Below are 18,380 nucleotides of genomic sequence, written 5' to 3' on the forward strand. Positions count from 1 at the left end.
CGCGGCCGTACCTGCTTGACGGTTTCCCGGCTGACCATAGGGGCAACAGCCATGAAACTTACGCTCAAGGAATTCTTCGCAGGTTTTCTGCGGACCCGCCACATCGCCCGGCACTTCCGTCGTCTGGCGCTGCTGGAATCGATCAACGACACCACGGTCAGCCGTGAAGTCCCGCCGACTTTGGCCAACACCCTGGTCGATGCCGCGCATTGCGACAGCGGTGTGTTGCTGTCGTCACTCGGCACGCATTCCGATGGCCTCACCGATTTCGAAGTCGATGCGCTGCGTGCGCAATACGGTCTCAACGAAGTCGAACACGAGCAGCCGCTGCCATGGTGGATTCACCTGTGGCACTGCTACAAAAACCCGTTCAACTTGCTGCTGACGTTGTTGGCGGTGATCTCGTGGCTGACCGAAGACCTCAAGGCCGCCGTGGTGATTTTCTCCATGGTGGTGCTGTCGACGCTGCTGCGTTTCTGGCAGGAAAGCAAATCCAACCAGGCTGCCGACGCGCTGAAAGCCATGGTCAGCAACACCGCCACGGTGATGCGCCGTGATGCACCGCGCAGCGAGTTGCCGATCAAGCAACTGGTGCCGGGCGATCTGATCGTGCTCTCGGCCGGCGACATGATTCCCGCTGATTGCCGGGTGCTCAGTGCCAAAGATCTGTTCGTCAGCCAGGCGGCGATGACCGGTGAATCGATGCCGGTGGAAAAATTTTCGCGTCAGCAGGATCGCGACACGCGCAATCCTCTGGAGCTGGACAACATCCTGTTCATGGGCACCAACGTCGTCTCCGGCACGGCGGTGGCGGTGATTCTCACCACGGGCAACAGCACCTATTTCGGTGCGCTGGCCCAGCGTGTCGGCGCAACCGATCGCGCGGTGACTTCGTTCCAGCAAGGCGTCAACAAAGTCAGCTGGCTGTTGATCCGTTTCATGTTCGTGATGGCGCCGCTGGTGCTGTTCATCAACGGTTTTACCAAGGGTGACTGGACCGAAGCATTGCTGTTCGCGCTGTCGATTGCCGTCGGCCTGACCCCGGAAATGCTGCCGATGATCGTCACCTCGACGCTGGCCAAAGGCGCGGTGTTCCTGTCGCGTAAAAAAGTCATCGTCAAACGTCTCGATGCGATCCAGAACTTTGGCGCGATGGACGTGCTGTGCACCGACAAGACTGGCACGCTGACCCAGGACAAGATCTTCCTCGCGCGCAATGTCGATGTCTGGGGCGAAGACTCCGATGACGTGCTGGAAATGGCCTACCTCAACAGCTACTACCAGACCGGTCTGAAAAACCTGCTCGATGTCGCGGTGCTGGAGCACGTGGAAATCCACCGTGAACTGAAAGTCGGCACGACGTTTCGCAAGGTCGATGAGATCCCGTTCGACTTCAATCGTCGGCGTATGTCGGTGGTGGTCGAAGGACGTGGCCAGCCACATCAGTTGATTTGCAAAGGTGCCGTGGAAGAAGTCTTGGCGGTGTGCAGCCGCGTGCGTCACGGTGAGGTCGATGAAGCCTTGAGCGATGAATTGCTGACCCGGATTCGTCAGGTCACCGCAGCATTCAACGCTGAAGGCTTGCGCGTGGTGGCGGTGGCCGCACGCTCGATGCCCGAAGGTCGCGAGATTTACAGCCTGGCCGATGAACAGGAACTGACGCTGATCGGCTATGTGGCGTTCCTCGATCCCCCGAAGGAAAGCACCGCGCCGGCGCTCAAGGCCTTGGCCGAACATGGCGTGGCGGTGAAAGTGCTGACCGGCGACAACGAACTGGTGACCGCGAAAATCTGCCGCGAAGTCGGTCTGGCTCAGCAGGGTTTGCTACTGGGTAACGACGTTGAACGCATGAGCGATGCCGAACTGGCGGTTGCCGTAGAGACCACCAACGTCTTCGCCAAACTGACGCCGTCGCACAAGGAACGCATCGTGCGCGTCCTCAAAGGCAATGGTCATGTGGTCGGCTTCATGGGTGACGGCATCAACGATGCGCCCGCGCTGCGCACCGCCGACATCGGTATTTCCGTGGACAGCGCGGTGGACATCGCCAAGGAAGCGGCGGACATCATCCTGTTGGAAAAGAGCCTGATGGTGCTGGAGGAGGGCGTACTCGAAGGGCGGCGCACCTTCGCCAACATGCTCAAGTACATCAAGATGACCGCCAGTTCCAATTTCGGCAACGTCTTCTCGGTGCTGGTCGCCAGTGCGTTCATTCCGTTCTTGCCGATGCTGCCGATGCACCTGCTGGTGCAGAACCTGCTCTACGACATTTCGCAGATCGCCATTCCGTTCGATAACGTCGACGAGGACATGCTGAAAAAACCACAACGCTGGCAGCCGGGTGACGTTGGGCGCTTCATGCTGTTCTTCGGCCCGATCAGTTCGATCTTCGACATCACCACATTCGCCTTGATGTGGTACGTATTCGATGCCAACACCCCGGATCACCAGACCCTGTTCCAGTCCGGCTGGTTTGTGGTCGGGTTGCTGACCCAGACGCTGATCGTGCACATGATCCGCACGCCGAAGATTCCGTTCCTGCAAAGCCGCGCGGCCATGCCGCTGCTGGTGATGACCGGGATCATCATGGCGGTCGGCATCTTCCTGCCGATGGGGCCGCTGGCGCACTACTTCAAACTGCAGGCGCTGCCGTCGCTGTACTTCGTGTTCCTGCCGGTGATTCTGCTGGCGTACATGGCGCTGACCCAGGCAGTGAAAGGGTTCTACATCCGCCGGTTCGGCTGGCAATAACCGCACGGCCAACACCGTTCCCCTGTGGGAGCGAGCCTGCTCGCGAAGGCGTCCAGTCAGTTAATCATCTGTTAGCTGACACACCGCTTTCGCGAGCAAGCTCGCTCCCACAAGGAGTTGATGCGTTCTCAAGAGGGAGATACACATGCAAGCCATCAACAACCTCAACCTCGATTCGCTGCTCGATACCCTCGTCAGCCTCAGCGCTGCGTTCATTCTCGGCGGTCTGATCGGCTTCGAGCGTCAGTACCGGCAACGCACCGCCGGCCTGCGCACCAATGTGCTGGTCGCCGTCGGCGCGGCGATTTTCGTCGACATGGCCAACCGTCTCGCCGGTGCCGAAGGTGCGGTGCGTGTGGTCGCCTACGTGGTCTCCGGCATCGGTTTTCTCGGCGCCGGGGTGATCATGCGCGAAGAGGGCAACGTGCGCGGTCTCAATACCGCCGCGACCCTGTGGACCTCCGCAGCGGTCGGTGCCTGTGCCGGGGCCGATCTGCTCGCCGAAGCCGTACTCGGCACGCTATTCATTCTGGCCGCCAACACCTTGCTGCGGCCGATCGTCAACAACATCAACCGCCAGCCACTGGACGTGGTCTCGGCGGAAGTCACCAACATCGTTTACGTCATCGCCCGGCGCTCGCAGCAAACCGCCGTGTTCGCCTTGCTTGAGGCCGAGCTTGAACGCAGCAACTACCCGGCCAGCGATGTTGATGTGCATGCCTTCGGCGCCGATGAAATCGAAATCGAAGCGACGCTGGCGACGACGTCGGTCGATGGTGATGAACTGGATGCGCTGGTGGCGCGGATTTCCACATCGGCGCTGGTGGTGCAGGCGTTCTGGAGTCCGAGTACCACGGAATGATCGTTTTCGGTTGCTGAGAATTGTCCTACAAGGCGGCAAGAAAGAGCCTACATTTTCACCCTTGGGTCTCGATCACTATTTGTTCCGGAGCAGAGATGCCCGGCGTCCTGATGACTCGATGCGTTATTACGGAAGTGCAATGAATACCTGGAAAGTTCGGCAGGGAATGGCCGGAAAGAGGGGGGAACCATTCGTTGCAGATTCCGTGATGAAGGTTGTTCGCTACAGCGAGCAAGCCTGTTGTCGCTGATGAGTAATTGGGAGAGCCAGGCCGCTGGGCCGAATAAACAACTATCCCAAGAGATGTAAAAAATGAAAAAGATCGTCGCTGTTACCGCCGCTACCGTTGTCATGGGTCTCGCTTCTTTCGCCAATGCTGCGACGCCGGCTTCCGGCAACCCTGGCACCGTACGTTTCAATGGTGAAATCGTATCCGGCGCCTGCGGTATCGACGCCAGCTCTCTGGACCAGACCGTTTCCCTGGGGCAGGTGCCATCGAACCAGTTCAAGGCGATCGGTGATCGTTCGACGCCGACCAAGTTCGACATCATCCTGACCGACTGCGACACCACCACCCAGAAGAACGCCCGCTTCACCTTCAGCGGTGTGCAGGATCCAGCGGTTCCGGGCCTGTTCGCCACTACCGGTCTGGCGCAGAACGTCGGCATCCGTCTGCAGGCCAGCGCTGGCGAAATGCTCGATAACGGCACCGAGCAGGTCGCTCCGGTTGTGCTGCAAAACGGCAACAACACCGTGACCTTCGCCGCCATGTATGAAGCCACCTCTGCGACCGTCACCACCGGTGAAGCAGACAGCGTTGCGAACTTCACCGTGGCCTACAACTGATACCTCGGTATCGCACGTTGTAAGAGAAAGGGGTGAAAACCCCTTTTTTCTTTTCCGTCAAAGTTCTGATAAAGGCTATTTCCCGTGTACGGCCGAAAACTTTTCGTGTCTTGCGTGTTGATCTCCTGTGCGCGTTATTCAAACGCTGTGGAGTTTAATTCGGAGTTCCTGAATATCGATAAAAACGACGATATCAGTCTCGGACAGTTTGCCCACGCCCAATATACTGTGCCCGGTCGTTACTTGCTGGATATCACCGTCAATCAGCGTTATTTCGGCTCACGTTCGATCGAGTTCAAGAGCGGCGCCAACCCTCAAGAAAGTTACGCCTGTCTGCCCGAAGACCTGGTGGCGACCTTTGGTCTCAAGCCTGCGTTGCTCAAAAGCCTGCCGCGTCTGGCTGAGGGGCAATGTGTGGATTTGCGTGGCATTGAAAATGCCTCGATCAAGTACATGAAAAACCTTGGACGGCTGTCGATCAGTCTGCCGCAGGCCACCTTCGAATATGACGATCCCAACTACATTCCGCCTGCCGCCTGGAGCGACGGGCTCAACGGCGCGTTGCTTGATTACCGAGTGATCGCCAACAGCCGCGAAACCAATACGCCGTCCGGCGATTCGCGTTCATTGCAAAGCTATGGCACGGCCGGGGTCAACCTCGATGCCTGGCGCATCCGCGCCGATTATCAGGCGCGGCAAGAATCAGGTAGCCAGAATAATGATCCCCACGGCGAAGCGTTCCAGTTGAACCGCTTGTACGCCTATCGCGCGTTGCCATCGATACGTTCGAAGCTGTCGGTCGGTGAGGACTATCTGAACTCCGATGTGTTCGACACCTTCGCCTTGCGCGGTGCGACCCTGAGCAGCGACGACCGCATGTTGCCGCCGAACCTGCGCGGTTATGCGCCGCTGATCAGTGGCGTGGCGCGTACCAACGCGACCGTCACCGTGTCCCAGCAGGGCCGTGTGTTGTACTCGACCACGGTGACGCCGGGCGCGTTCAGCCTTCAGGATCTCAACAGCAGCGTGCAAGGCACACTGGATGTGACCGTGCGCGAAGAGGATGGCAGCGAACAAACGTTTACCGTAGCCACCGCCGCCGTGCCGTTCCTGTCCCGTGAAGGCGAGTTGCGTTACAAGGTTTCCGCCGGCCAGCCGCGCCTGACCGGTAACGGCGGCACAGAGCCTGAGTTTGTCGCCTCGGAAGCGGCCTATGGTCTGCCAAGGGACTGGACGATCTACGGTGGCGTGCTGGCGGCCTCGGGTTATCAGTCGAATGCCATCGGTATCGGCAAGGACCTTGGCGTATTCGGCGCAGTGTCTGGTGATGTCACCACGTCTCGGGCGAAGCTGCGCTGGAACGGCGAAACCGTGGCCGGCAACTCTTACAGAATCAACTATTCCAAGCGTTTTGACGCCATTGGCACCGACCTGCGGTTTTTGGGTTATCGCTTTTCCGACAAGACCTTCACCAACTTTTCGCAGTTTGTCGGCGATGCCGATTCCTATGCGATGAACTCGGGCAAGCAACGTTATTCGGTGACCTTGGCCAAGCATTTTTCCTGGTTATCGACGAGTTTTTCCTACGACCATTCGACTTATTGGGACGCGCCGGCAGCCGATCGTTTCGGCATGACCGTGGCGCTCAGTTTTTCCCTTGGCAACGTCAAGAACATCACCGCAAACCTGTCGGCTTACCAGACGCAAAACAGTCGGCAGAATGACTCGCAGATCTACCTCGGTGTGACGGTGCCACTGGGGGGCAATTCGATGGCCTCCAGTAACCTGCAGCGCTCGGGCTCCGGCGATTCGTCCGCCAGTGTCGGCTACAGCCATGACGACGGCGAAGGCGTGAACTATCAGGTGTATGGCGGCGTTGGCGACAACCGCTACGTCAACGCCTATGTCGGTAAACGCGCTTCGAGTTACCGCGCCAATGCGTCGGCCTCCACCGATGGCAGCACCTATCGCTCGCTGACCGGCGAACTCGACAGCTCGCTGGTCGCCACCCGTTATGGAGTCTCGGCCCATGGCAATGGCACCAATGGCGATACGCGCCTGCTGGTGTCCACCGATGGCGTACCGGACGTGGCCTTCACCGGGCAGACCCGCACCAACCGGGACGGCTATGCGGTGATGGATGGCTTGCCCTCGTTTCAGGCTTACGAAGCGCGGGTCAACGTCGAAAAACTGCCGCTCAACTCCGAAGTGTCCAACCCGATCCAGCGTCTGGCGCTGACCGAGGGAGCCATCGGCTACGTCAATTTCGCCACGGGGCAGGGCCGCAACGCATTTGTCGTGTTGACCCGCAACGACGGTAAACCGGTGCCTTTCGGCGCATCGGTGCAGGACAAGAACACCAACCGGGAGGTGGGCATCGTCGGAGAGGCGGGCGTCACTTATCTGTTGGGCATCAAGGTTGGGGCTGAACTGGTAGCGCGTTGGGATGACGCCGGCCAATGCAGTCTGGCCAAACTCCCTGAGGAGGACGTGGTGAGCAATATCGCCAAGCCTGCCCAGTGTCTGTAACCGCGTCTTCCAATAAACCCGGAGTCATCATGTCTCGTTTTGCCTTGTTTACTGCTCACCGTCTGTTTCTGGCCGCGGGCCTTAGTCTGCCGCTGTTGGCCAGCGCCGCTGTGGTGCCGGATCGCACCCGGCTGGTGTTCGAGGAAAGTGCACCATCGGTCAGTGTCACAGTCAGCAACAAAAACCCGCAGCTGCCATTTATTGTGCAGTCGTGGATCGAAAACGAGAGTGGCCAGAAAGTCACCTCACCGTTCATGGTCCTGCCACCGCTGCAGCGCATCGAGCCGAACGAAAGCAGTGTGTTGCGTATCGTGAAATTGCCCGAACTGGCCCTGCCGGCGGACCGCGAGTCGGTGTTCTATTTGAACATTCGCGAGATTCCGCCGAAGAGCCAGGCCGTCAACTCGATGCAGATCGCCTTGCAGTCGAAGATCAAATTGTTCTATCGCCCGGCAGCGGTGAAGCGTGAGCGTGGCGAAGACCTCGCGCTGGGCCTGAACCTGAAAATCGACCCGGCAGCGAAACAGCTGATTGTCGATAACCCGACACCGTTTCACATCACTGTGGTCGGGCTGCTGGCCGGCCCGGAAAAAACCAGAATGCCGATCGATACGGTGATGATCGCGCCACGCGGCAATGCGCGCTTTGCCCTGAGCAACACCGCGTTCAGCACCTTGCGGGTGTCGAACATGAATGACTTCGGTGGCCAGTCCGATACGTTGTTCAACTGCGTGGCGAACGTCTGCAAAGGCGTGAGACCGTGAGCCTGTTCTCCACGCTGACCCGGCTGGTCGCGGCCGCAGTGCTGCTGGGCGCGTCGCAGTTGGCTTCGGCGATGGTCTGCAAGTCGCTGGACGGCGGCAGCTACCTGAGCGAATACATTGGCCCGGTGTCGGTGCCGGACACCGTGCCGGACGGCACGATCATCTGGCGCTCGAAAACCCATGTGGTGCCGGCCGACTGCTGGAAACTCTTCGATCTGCACTTCAGGGAAGACGATCCGATCTACTTCTATGGCAACCCGGCAGGACTCAATGCCACCCCGTGGGGCATCGAATTCGGTCTGGTGTATCGCGGCGTGACAGCCTGGGACGGCGACTGGAGCTCCAACCCGACCCAGGGCGTGAACAGCGGATTCGTATCCCGTGGTTGCCCGGACGCGACCAGCGGCGCTGACATGCTCGCGTGTTCACGGGTGACGCCCAGCATTGCGTTTCAGGTGGTGATCCGCAAACGCGGATTGTTGCCCTTGCAGCGTCCCTCGCAAGACACCTACGACGTGTTCCAGTTCGACGGTCTCTATGGCTTGAATGGCGGGCCGAGCAACCCGGCGGGCAACTTCCGTTTTCAACTCTCCGGGTTGCAGAACATTGTCGGCACCGCGTGCACGGTCGATGTCACGGTGACGCCGGAGCCGGGCATTGTCGACTTTGGCGTGATTCAGAAAACCACCACTGGGTTCTCGCCGCCCAATCCGACCCGGCCCTTCAGCCTCGCGCTGGAAAAGAAGTGCAGCAGTGCGATCAACATCGGTGCGACGTTTGTCACCGCCAACCAGCAGGGGCTTTACAACATTCTGCCGACGGCGGGCAGCCAGTTCGGCATTCAGGTGCGCGATGCCCACAACAATCTGGTGCAGATCAACGAGCCTTTCCCTCTGGCGAATTTTCCGGCGGACGTCAGCCATATCGATGTGCCGTTCAGCGCGTCGGTGGTGTCGCTGGGCGATCCCGAAGTCGGACCGTTCGAAGCGATCATGGTTGTGCAGATCGTTTACTACTGATGACGCCTTAGCCTCTGGGAAATTTCCTACATTGACGCAGGATAAGTCCTGCGTTCAACCCTGCTGGCGCAGGCCACTATCCGGTCTCCCGGGTCAATTGAGTGATTAAAGGAAGATGACCTCCCCACGTATTCTGGTGCTGGAAAATCATGAGTTTGCCCGCAACGTGCTGGTCAGGATGTTGCAACGCCTGAGCGTGCGTGACGTGTTGCAAGCACCGGATGCCGAGCAGGCCATGGTGCAGATGCACCTGCAGGGCGGGGTCGATATCGTGATCTGCGATCTCACTGACCGGGGCCTCGATTGCCTGGAATTCCTCCGTGTTGCCAGCCACAGCGGTATGGTGCGCGCGGTGTTGCTGTGCAGTGAACTCCCCCGGAGCTGGCGCGCACCTTGGGGCAAATGGCCTCGCTGGGCGGTCTGCAATTGCTCGGAGTGCTGAGCCGGCCGGTGCAGCTGCGTGCCTTGAACCGCCTGCTGTATCGCTATAAACACGGGCGGATCCCGCCGGTGCTGGCGCCACCGAGCAAAGAGTTGCCCCACGAAGATGAAGTGCGCCGCGGGCTGGCGCTGGGTGAGTTTCGGGCGTGGTTTCAGCCGCAGTTTCAATTACACAGCGGTGCGGTGATCGGCGTGGAAGCGCTGGTGCGTTGGCAGCATCCTGCGCGCGGGACGCTGTTGCCTTGCGACTTTCTCTCCGCCGTGCTGGCGTATGACTTGACCGACCAGATGTTCAAACAGTTGCTCGAGCAGGGCCTGAACCTGCTGGGCATTTTGCGTCATCGTGGTGTGGCCTTGCAGTTGGCGTTCAATCTGCATGCCTCGCAACTGACCCATAGTGCTCTGGTGGAACACATCAAACGGGCGCTGGAGCGGCACGGGTTCAACGGATCGGTTCTGATGCTCGAACTGGCGGAGAACGGTTTGCTCGATTGCCCGCCCGGCACGCAGGAGAACTTGTTGCGTTTGCGCCTGCTGGGCTGCGGATTAGCGGTCGACGACTTCGGTGTCGGGTTTTCCTCGTTGAAGCTGATGTGCCAGTTGCCGTTCACCCAGATAAAACTCGATGGCCGTTTTGTCCAGCACCTCGACCGTCAACGCAACCGGGCGATGGTCGCCAGTACGAGGGTGCTGGCTCGTTCGTTAGGGATGGATCTGGTGATCGAAGGCATCAGCAGCCCAAAGGTGCTTGAGCATGTGCGCGAGCTGGAGTGCGAAATGGGTCAGGGTTATTACCTGGCCCGTCCCATGAACGGACATGACTTGCTGCAATGGCTGGAGAAGCCAGAGGGCGAGCGCTGATCGTTGTGCGGTGCTGTGCGGTGTTTTCCAAGAATTTTCCTACAATTCTGTGGTGCTCGTGTATGTTCTGCACGTGGAGCATCTGGACTGCTGTCCCATTGTTATTTGTGGCGTTGCCAAGTAGTTGATCAACGTCTTACAGGGGTTTTTATGTTGAAAGCGATCATCGTGGACGATCACCCGTTCATTCGCTCTGCGGTCAAGATGCTGTTGAAACAGGAACATTTCGAAGTCGTCGCGGAAGCGGACAATGGCGCCGATGCTGTGCAGTTGGCCCGCGAACATACCCCCGACCTGATCATTCTGGACATCGCCATGCCCAAGCTCGACGGCCTGGAGGTGATCTCGCGTATCCGCGCGCTGAACCTGTCTTGCAAGGTCCTCGTGCTGACGTCGCAGTCGGCACAGTTCTATTCCATGCGCTGCATGAAGGCTGGCGCAGCCGGATACATGTCGAAAACCAACGACCTCGACGAGTTGGTCAAAGCCATCAAGGTGGTGATGGACGGCTATACCTTCTTCCCCAATCTGGCCAGCAGCTCGGTGCGCCGCAGCGATGCGCAGGCCACCGATCTGGAATTGATTCAGAGTCTGTCTGATCGCGAGTTGACGATCCTGCAGCAACTGGCCAAGGGTTTGAGCAACAAGGAAATCGGCGAAGCCATGCTGTTGAGCAACAAAACCGTCAGCACTTACAAGACGCGGCTGATTGAGAAACTCAACGTCAAGTCGGTGGTGTACCTCGCCGATTTTGCCAAGCGTAACAACCTGCTCTAGATGATTATTTTCGTCAGAAATTGCCTGGCCGGTCTGGCACTGTTCGGCTCAATGTCGTTGCTGCAGGCCATGGCCGCGACGCAGCCCGATACATTGCAATTGCTCGGTCGCTCGGATGTCGACGAGTATGCCGTGCCACTCGATGAGCCGGACTGGAGCTGGTTGCGCCGCAAGGGGCGTCTGTTGCTCGGCGACAGCAGCCCTGATTACGCGCCTTTTGCGATCACCGGCAACGGCAATGATTACGAAGGTCTGACGGCCGATTACGCACAACTGATCGAACAATTGCTGCACGTCACGGTCGAGGTCCGGCGCTACGCCTCGCGCGGCGATCTGCTGACGGCGCTGAAGCACGGCCAGATCGATATGATCGGCACCGCTAACGGTTTTGAGGCGGCGGACCCCGAACTGGCAATCTCTTCGCCTTACGCTGACGATAACCCGACCCTGGTGACGCGCATCGATGAGAGTCACAACCTGCCGGAAGACCTGGCGGGCAAACGAGTGGCGATGCTCTATCACTACCTGCCACCGGAAACGGTCAAGGCGTTTTACCCAAAAGCCGACGTGCAACTGTATCCCTCGACACTGACGGCGATCGGTGCCGTGGCGTTCGGTCAGGCTGACGTCTATCTGGGCGACCTGCTCAGCTCCAATTACCTGGTCAAGAAGAACTACCTCAACAACGTTCAGCTCAGCGATTTTTCGCGTATGGAAACCCAGCCCTTCAGTTTTGCCGTGACCCGGGACAACACTCGGTTGTTGCACATTCTCGATGCGGCGTTGAAGGTCATTCCTGCGGAAGAGCGTATGAGCATCCGGCGCCGCTGGAGTGTCGGCGGGGTGGCCATTCCCGGCCAGCATCGGCTGCATTTCAGCGTGAACGAACAGCGTTGGCTGGATCACCATCCGCGTATCAAAGTCGCGATCAACGAAAACTTTCTGCCGTTGACCTTTGTCGATGAAGCCGGAAAGTTTCGCGGCATCAGTGCTGATGTGCTGGCCAAGATCAGCCTGCGCACGGGCCTGCAATTCGATATACAGCGTGTTGAGTCGGTGGGCGACCTGATCGGTGAGGTGACCAGCGGCAAGGCCGACATGCTGGCGGCGTTCACGCCGAGCACCGAGCGCGAAGGTCAACTGCGCTTTACCCGGCCGTACCTGATCAACCCGTTCGTGCTGGTCACTCGCCGTGGCGGCGAACCGATGACGCTGGATCAGATGGCCGGCAAGCGCTTGGCGCTGATCAGCGGCAACATTCTGCGCGAGTACCTCATCGAGCAATTCCCCAAGGTGCAACTGGTGACGGCAGGCAACGCCGCCGAGGCCATGGAGATGGTCGCGTTGGGCAAGGCCGACGGCGCGATCAATTCGCTGGTCAGCGCGCGCTATTTGATCTCGCGCCAGTACCGCGACACATTGCAGGTCACCAGCACGGTCGGCACCCAACCTGCACGCATCGCACTGGCCACCAGTCGCGGTGCGCTGGAGCTGTACTCGATTCTCGACAAGGCCCTGTTGAGCATCAGCCCGGAGGAAATGGATGAGCTGACCAACCGCTGGCGCAGCGAAGTGGTGGTGAATGACAGTTATTGGCTGCGCAATCGCGGCATGATCATCCAGGGCTTCGTGATCGCCGGCGTGTTGCTGTTGGTGGCGCTGGGCTGGATCGCCTATTTGCGTCTGTTGATGCGCAAGCGCCGTCAGGCGGAAATCGCGCTGAACGATCAGATGGAGTTCATGCGCGTGCTGATCGACGGCACGCCGCATCCGATCTACGTGCGCGATCGCGAAGGTCGCCTGGTGATCTGCAACAGCGGTTATCTGCATGTGTTTGGTACCGAGCGCGAAGCGGTCATCGGCAAGTTGGTCACGGACGGCGTGCTCAGTGATATGCAGCAGGCACAGACGTTTCAGGATGATTATCTACGGGTGATGGAGGACGGCTTGCCGAGCATCCAGGACCGCAGTCTGAATCTGGCGGACGGCCGCGCGCTGACCATCTACCACTGGATGCTGCCGTATCGTGGCAGCGACGGTGCAGTCAACGGCATGATCGCTGGCTGGATCGATGTCAGCGAGCGTCAGCATCTGTTGCAGGAACTGCAAATCGCCAAAGATGTTGCCGATGACGCCAACCGCGCCAAAACCACGTTCCTGGCAACCATGAGCCATGAAATTCGGACGCCGATGAACGCCATCATCGGCATGCTCGAACTGGCGCTGAAAAAGGCCGATCAAGGTGTACTGGATCGCTTTGCCGTTGAAGTGGCCTCGGGCGCAGCGCGGGGCTTGCTGGACCTGATTGGCGACATTCTCGATATTGCACGGATCGAGTCCGGGCGCCTGTCGCTGGCGCCGGAGCGCGCCAATCTGCGTGAACTGATTGAATCGGTTGCGCGCATTTTTGAAGGCCTGGCGCGCCAGAAACAGTTGCGTCTGCAACTGGACCTGGATGCCCTGAGCAACGTCGACGTGTTGATCGATCCGCTGCGTTTCAAGCAAGTGTTGTCGAACCTGTTGAGCAATGCGATCAAGTTCACCGATGTGGGCAAGGTGGTATTGAGCGTGCAGGTCGAGACCGGCAGTGATGATCGACTGCGCCTTTGCTTGCGCGTAACCGACAGTGGTCGCGGCATCTCGCTTGTGGATCAGGCGCAATTGTTCACGCCGTTTTCCCAGGCTGCCAACCATGGTCAGTCGGCTCAGGGCGGCTCCGGGCTGGGGCTGATGATCAGTCGCACCTTGTGCGAAATGATGGGCGGCAGCCTCGCGCTGACCAGCGAATTGGGGCAGGGCACGCAGATCGAGGTGCGGTTGAATCTACCGACACTCGATCCTCTGGATGCCGCGCCGGTCGAGGAAAACGTGGCACTGCAGGCCAGCCACTGTCTGAATATTCTGGTGATCGACGACTACCCGGCCAACCGTCTGCTGCTGTCGCAGCAGTTGAGTTATCTGGGCCACCGGGTGACGGATGCCGAGGACGGCGCCCATGGCCTGCGTGCCTGGCGCAACCAGACGTTCGACGTGGTCATCACCGACTGCAACATGCCGATCATGAATGGTTACGAACTGGCCCGGGCGATCCGCGATGAAGAGGCGACGCGAGGATTGGCGCGCAGCCTGGTGTTGGGGTTTACCGCCAATGCGCTGGCCGAGGAGAAGGATCGTTGCGCCGAGGCCGGCATGGACGACTGCCTGTTCAAACCGATCAGCCTCAGGGATCTGAATCTGCGTCTGGCCGCAGTCGTTCCACGGCCTCGTTCACCGACTGAAGACGAGCCCGGCGATGTCGGCACCGGTGACATCGATCTGGGCAGCCTCGAACAATTGACCCGTGGCGACCGCGCGTCGATCAACAGTCTGTTGAGCGATCTGGCCACGAGCAATGCGCAGGACATGGCCAAACTGATGCGCCTGTTTACCCAGCACGACATGCCCGGGCTCGCCAATCTGGCCCACCGGGTCAAGGGTGGCGCACGCATTATCAAGGCGCACTCACTGATCCAGGCTTGTGAAGCGCTGGAGGTTGCCAGCGAAGGTCTCGACACGCAGGTTCTGACCGAAGCGGTGGATGCCTTGCAGCAATCGATGGAGCGTTTGGCGGAGCAACTGGACGAGCGCCTGGCGTAACAAACTATTTCCAGTTTCCCTGTGTTTCTTGCGAATTTTCCTACATTCGTCACTGGCTCTCTGTCGCTAACGTGCGGTGGTCTCGGCATACAGCCGAGCTCACTTCACTGGTTAACATTTGGAGCTGTTGATGACCCTTCCACGTATGTCTTCCCGTGCACGATTGGCCGTCTGTGGACTGGCCGTTGCTGCGGCGTTGAGTGCCTGCGCCAGCGCACCGCTGCCAGAGCAACAGATCAGCTTGTCCAAGGACGCGGTCAACCGTGCGGTGTCGGCCGAAGCAACCCAATACGCACCTTTGGAAATGAAGGCAGCGCAAGACAAGATGTTCCAGATGGAACGCGCCCTCGGTGAGAAAAACTACCCGCAAGCCAAGTTGTTGGCCGAACAGATCGAAGCCGATGCCAACCTCGCCGAACGTAAATCGCGCGCTGTGAAATGGCAGAAACAACTGGCTGACGCGCGCAATGGCATTGAGGTGCTCAAGCAGGAAATGCTGCAAGACCCGGTCACCGGTTTCAATCCGCCAGCCAGCGCTCAATAAGGACTTGTTCATGTCGAATTTCAAACTGTTGCCCATCGCTTCGCTGATCGCTCTGACACTGGCCGGTTGCGCCACACCGCCTGAAAACCCGCAACTGCTGCAAGCCCGCGAACAGTTCGCGGCGCTGCAAAACAAGCCGGAAGCCAACACCCTCGCAGCCATTGAAACCAAGTCTGCCTTTACGGCGTTGAACGCGGCCGACCAGGCGTCGCAGAAGAACCGCCAGGCACCGCAAGTCGATCAATTGGCCTATCTGGCCAGCCAGAAAATCGCCCTGGCCGAGCAGACCATTGCCGGTCGCCAAGCAGAGGCGGGTCTGAAGAAAATCGACGCCGAGCGTACCCAGGTGCAACTCGACGTGCGCACTCAGCAGCTCAAGGCGCTGCAAGCGATGAAAGCGCAGAAAACCCAGCGCGGGGAAGTCGTGACCTTCGGCGATGTGCTGTTCGACACCGGCAAGGCCGATCTCAAGTACGGCAGCCAGCGCAACTTCGAACAACTGGCGCAGTATCTGGCGGCCAACCCTGAACGCAAGGTGCGCATCGAAGGGTTTACCGACGATGTCGGCGGTGACGATTTCAATCAGCGTCTGTCGGAGCGTCGCGCAGACGCCGTGGCTTTCGCGCTCAAGCAAATGGGCATCGGCGCTGATCGGCTGATCACCAAAGGCTACGGCAAGCAATTTCCGATTGCCGATAACGGCAATGCTCGCTCCCGTCAGCTCAACCGTCGGGTGGAGGTCATCATCTCTTACGGTTCAAGCGTGGTCGGTGCACGCGGCTGATGAGCGATCAAGCGAGCCTGCAACGGGCTCGCTTTCTTGCATCTGAGCATGGGTCAAGACCGATCAATGCTCTTGGGAAATTTCCTACAAAGACAAGGAAAAATCCTACTCAGAAAGTCCCTTCGATTCTCTAAATTGCCGGTTCCCCGAGTGCGAACCGGTTCCCTCAAAGGTTCTGACTCAACTCTATTTACGCCGTTGCCCAAGAGGGCGCACGTGAGGTTCTGTTGATGAAAACCCGTTCCCCGTTGTTCCAGCGCAACCCTGTCGCCGTGGCCGTCGCCATTGCGTTTTTGCTGCCACTGCACGCCAGTGCCTACACCTCTTCAGTCAATGGCGGGGCAGTGATTTATGACGAAAGCGTTACCACCGGCGTGCAATCGATCGGAACCAACGGCACGGCCCATCGCACCACGGTCAGCGGTAGTGGGACGCAGAGCGTATTTCAGAACGGTGTGACCTACGACACCGTAGTAGATGGTGCGACACAAAACGTTCTCAGTGGCGTCAGCCATGGCACGGTGGTCAATAACGGCGGCTCACAGATGGTGGGCACCAGCGGTATTGCCAATGACACCGTGCTCAATGCCAGTCAGCAGACCGTCACTCGTTCCACGGCCAACCGCACGCTGATCAATGCGGGCAGCGTACAGACGCTGGATATCATGGCGATTGCCAACGATAGTCAGGTCGGTGCTGGCGGTACGCAAAACCTGATCAACATGGCGGTGGCTAACGGCAGCGTGATTAACGCAGGCGGTGAGCAAACCCTGCGCCGTGGCTTGGTCGGCGGGGCGGTGGCCAATGACACGCGCGTGCAGGGTGGTACCCAAAGCGTGTACGCCACTGGCACGGCCAATAACAGTACGGTCAGCAACGGTGGTCAGGTCAATCTCTACACGGGTGCCCAAGCCAATGGCCTTGTGGCAGACGCAGGTGGCACGGTGAATGTCATGGAGAACGGCGTGAACACGGTGGACTCGCTGACCCTCAATGGCGGGCGTCTGGCATTCGCGCCGGGCAGCGACGGTACGTTCAAGACGCTTACGGTCAATGCTCTTTCCGGTAGCGGCAGCATTTTGATGAATACCGATATCGCCAATCAGCGTGATGATTTGCTGATCGTGCAAGGCGCCGGCATGGCCAGTGGTGATCACACGCTGATCGTCGGCGATAGCGGTAATGAACCGACGACCTCCGATGGCCGCTTGCTGTTGGTCGATACGAACGGCGGCAGCGCGAAATTCGCCCTGTATGGCGGCCACGTCGATGCGGGTGCATTCCGCTATACCTTGCGCCAACAGGGTGATGACTGGGTACTGGCGAGCGGGGGAGCGATTCCGGTTGATCCGGTAACGCCGGTGGATCCAGAGACGCCAGTAGACCCCGGCAATCCGGTGGAGCCAGTGACGCCAGTTGATCCGGTCAATCCAGTGGATCCGGTGGGCCCTGTGACGCCACCGCCGCGCCCGATCGACCCGGCGCCGGAAAACCTGTCCAAAGGGGCCAACGCCGCCATCGCCGCGCACACCGCCGGCGCCAGCCTGTGGAACGCGCAGATGAACGCTCTGGTCAAGCGCCTCGGCGAGTTGCGCATGGGCGAGGATGACGGGGGGCTCTGGACCCGCGCCATCGGCAAGCGTTTCGATGTGAGCGAGCATTCCAGCCGCGCCTATTCCCAGGACGTCAGCGGTCTGGAAATCGGTGCCGACAAGGCTTTCGCAGTGGACAGCGGCAAGATTTATGTCGGTGGCATGGTCGGTACTGCGCGTTCCGATCTGGATTTCGGTGAAGGGGCGTCGGGCGATATCGACAGCCGCATGTTCGGCATTTACGCCACTTACCTCAATGACAATGGCGTCTACGTTGACAGCGTCTTGAAGTACAGCCGTTTCGATACGGACATCAAAACGCCGAACAATCTGGGGCAAGCGGTAAAAGGTTCCTACAGCACTAATGGTGTCGGTGCTGATATCGAGGTTGGCAAACGCATCAATCTGAAGGATGGCTGGTTCGTCGAGCCGCAACTGGAAATCACTGCGACCCGCACCCAAGGGGCCAGTTACACCGCCAGCAACGGCCTGCGCGTCAAGTCCGATGATCTGGATTCACTGCAAAGCCGTGTCGGTTCGCTGTTCGGTCGCAGCCTGGAGCTGAGCAATGGCATGAAGGCCCAACCGTATGTCAAAGCGTCGTACATCACCGAGCATGCCGGCAGCAGCAAGGTCAGCGTCAATGGCAACAAACTCGATGCCGAGCTGCCGGGCAACCGCGTCGAACTCGGCTTCGGCGGCGTATTGCAGGTCAGTGAGAAAAGCAAGATCTCGCTGGATGCCGAGTACGCCAAGGGCAATGGCATCGAACAGCCATTCGGAGTGAGCCTGGGGTATCGCTACCTTTGGTGAGGCGGGTTGCCACGTCGGATCCTTCCGACGTGGCGTTGTTCTTCAAAGGGCGTCGGAGATTTCTTGGTATTTTTTCAGACTCGTCCTACATGCTTTGACGACTGTTTTGCCTAGTGTGTCGCCTCTTACGCCGCGAGCGGCGACCTTTTCTACCTCTGTCG

At 59.2% G+C, this 18,380-nt stretch carries 13 protein-coding genes; all 13 read left to right on the forward strand.

Annotation, left to right across the window (positions count from 1 at the left end; genetic code table 11):
- Positions 1-51 precede the first annotated feature (51 nt).
- The 13 genes from mgtA (at position 52) to AB4O01_RS00630 (ending at position 18,219) form a co-directional block, all read left to right on the forward strand.
- A complete protein-coding gene (gene mgtA / locus AB4O01_RS00570) occupies positions 52-2,751 on the forward strand; it encodes a magnesium-translocating P-type ATPase (protein WP_460090318.1) in 2,700 nt (899 codons plus the stop codon).
- Between the two features lie 145 nt (positions 2,752-2,896).
- Entirely contained in the window at positions 2,897-3,613 is a 717-nt protein-coding gene (locus AB4O01_RS00575; protein WP_007913384.1) for an MgtC/SapB family protein, read from the forward strand.
- Positions 3,614-3,925: 312 nt separating this feature from the next.
- Complete coding sequence (locus AB4O01_RS00580; RefSeq protein ID WP_093431979.1) at positions 3,926-4,459, forward strand: fimbrial protein; 534 nt, start codon at positions 3,926-3,928, stop codon at positions 4,457-4,459.
- Positions 4,460-4,606: 147 nt separating this feature from the next.
- Complete coding sequence (locus AB4O01_RS00585) at positions 4,607-6,988, forward strand: fimbria/pilus outer membrane usher protein (RefSeq protein ID WP_460090320.1); 2,382 nt, start codon at positions 4,607-4,609, stop codon at positions 6,986-6,988.
- A gap of 29 nt (positions 6,989-7,017) precedes the next feature.
- The gene (locus tag AB4O01_RS00590; protein ID WP_095047683.1) at positions 7,018-7,752 is read left to right on the forward strand and encodes a fimbrial biogenesis chaperone; all 735 of its coding nucleotides are present in this window, start codon (positions 7,018-7,020) and stop codon (positions 7,750-7,752) included.
- On the forward strand, positions 7,749-8,771 hold the full coding sequence (locus AB4O01_RS00595; RefSeq protein ID WP_225919927.1) for a fimbrial protein: 1,023 nt from the start codon (positions 7,749-7,751) through the stop codon (positions 8,769-8,771). The genes AB4O01_RS00590 and AB4O01_RS00595 overlap by 4 nt, the downstream gene beginning before the upstream one ends.
- Before the next feature lie 115 nt (positions 8,772-8,886).
- Positions 8,887-9,213, forward strand: coding sequence for a response regulator (locus AB4O01_RS00600; RefSeq protein ID WP_460090322.1), 327 nt, complete (start codon positions 8,887-8,889; stop codon positions 9,211-9,213).
- On the forward strand, positions 9,174-10,073 hold the full coding sequence (locus tag AB4O01_RS00605; RefSeq protein ID WP_460092196.1) for an EAL domain-containing protein: 900 nt from the start codon (positions 9,174-9,176) through the stop codon (positions 10,071-10,073). Before AB4O01_RS00600 ends, AB4O01_RS00605 begins: the two co-directional genes overlap by 40 nt.
- 150 nt (positions 10,074-10,223) lie before the next feature.
- Positions 10,224-10,850, forward strand: a complete 627-nt coding sequence (locus AB4O01_RS00610) for a response regulator transcription factor (protein WP_093431991.1) — start codon at positions 10,224-10,226, stop codon at positions 10,848-10,850.
- Positions 10,851-14,486 carry a transporter substrate-binding domain-containing protein gene (locus tag AB4O01_RS00615; RefSeq protein ID WP_460090323.1) on the forward strand — a complete coding sequence of 1,212 codons (3,636 nt, stop codon included), beginning with the start codon at positions 10,851-10,853 and terminating at the stop codon, positions 14,484-14,486.
- A 130-nt stretch (positions 14,487-14,616) separates the two neighbouring features.
- Positions 14,617-15,030, forward strand: a complete 414-nt coding sequence (locus tag AB4O01_RS00620; RefSeq protein WP_245398035.1) for a DUF4398 domain-containing protein — start codon at positions 14,617-14,619, stop codon at positions 15,028-15,030.
- 10 nt (positions 15,031-15,040) lie between these two features.
- Complete coding sequence (locus AB4O01_RS00625; protein WP_460090324.1) at positions 15,041-15,814, forward strand: OmpA family protein; 774 nt, start codon at positions 15,041-15,043, stop codon at positions 15,812-15,814.
- 230 nt (positions 15,815-16,044) lie between these two features.
- Positions 16,045-18,219: an autotransporter outer membrane beta-barrel domain-containing protein gene (locus tag AB4O01_RS00630; RefSeq protein WP_186624673.1), complete on the forward strand. Its 2,175-nt coding sequence runs from the start codon at positions 16,045-16,047 to the stop codon at positions 18,217-18,219.
- The last annotated feature ends 161 nt before the right edge of the window (positions 18,220-18,380 follow it).

The sequence above is a fragment of the Pseudomonas sp. S2_E02 genome (genome assembly GCF_054668355.1).

Coding starts and splice junctions, on each gene's coding strand:
- mgtA (WP_460090318.1), top strand. CDS start 52: ATGAAACTTACGCTCAAGGAATTCTTCGCAGGTTTTCTGCGGACCCGC.
- AB4O01_RS00575 (WP_007913384.1), top strand. CDS start 2,897: ATGCAAGCCATCAACAACCTCAACCTCGATTCGCTGCTCGATACCCTC.
- AB4O01_RS00580 (WP_093431979.1), top strand. CDS start 3,926: ATGAAAAAGATCGTCGCTGTTACCGCCGCTACCGTTGTCATGGGTCTC.
- AB4O01_RS00590 (WP_095047683.1), top strand. CDS start 7,018: ATGTCTCGTTTTGCCTTGTTTACTGCTCACCGTCTGTTTCTGGCCGCG.
- AB4O01_RS00600 (WP_460090322.1), top strand. CDS start 8,887: ATGACCTCCCCACGTATTCTGGTGCTGGAAAATCATGAGTTTGCCCGC.
- AB4O01_RS00605 (WP_460092196.1), top strand. CDS start 9,174: ATGGCCTCGCTGGGCGGTCTGCAATTGCTCGGAGTGCTGAGCCGGCCG.
- AB4O01_RS00610 (WP_093431991.1), top strand. CDS start 10,224: ATGTTGAAAGCGATCATCGTGGACGATCACCCGTTCATTCGCTCTGCG.
- AB4O01_RS00615 (WP_460090323.1), top strand. CDS start 10,851: ATGATTATTTTCGTCAGAAATTGCCTGGCCGGTCTGGCACTGTTCGGC.
- AB4O01_RS00620 (WP_245398035.1), top strand. CDS start 14,617: ATGACCCTTCCACGTATGTCTTCCCGTGCACGATTGGCCGTCTGTGGA.
- AB4O01_RS00625 (WP_460090324.1), top strand. CDS start 15,041: ATGTCGAATTTCAAACTGTTGCCCATCGCTTCGCTGATCGCTCTGACA.
- AB4O01_RS00630 (WP_186624673.1), top strand. CDS start 16,045: ATGAAAACCCGTTCCCCGTTGTTCCAGCGCAACCCTGTCGCCGTGGCC.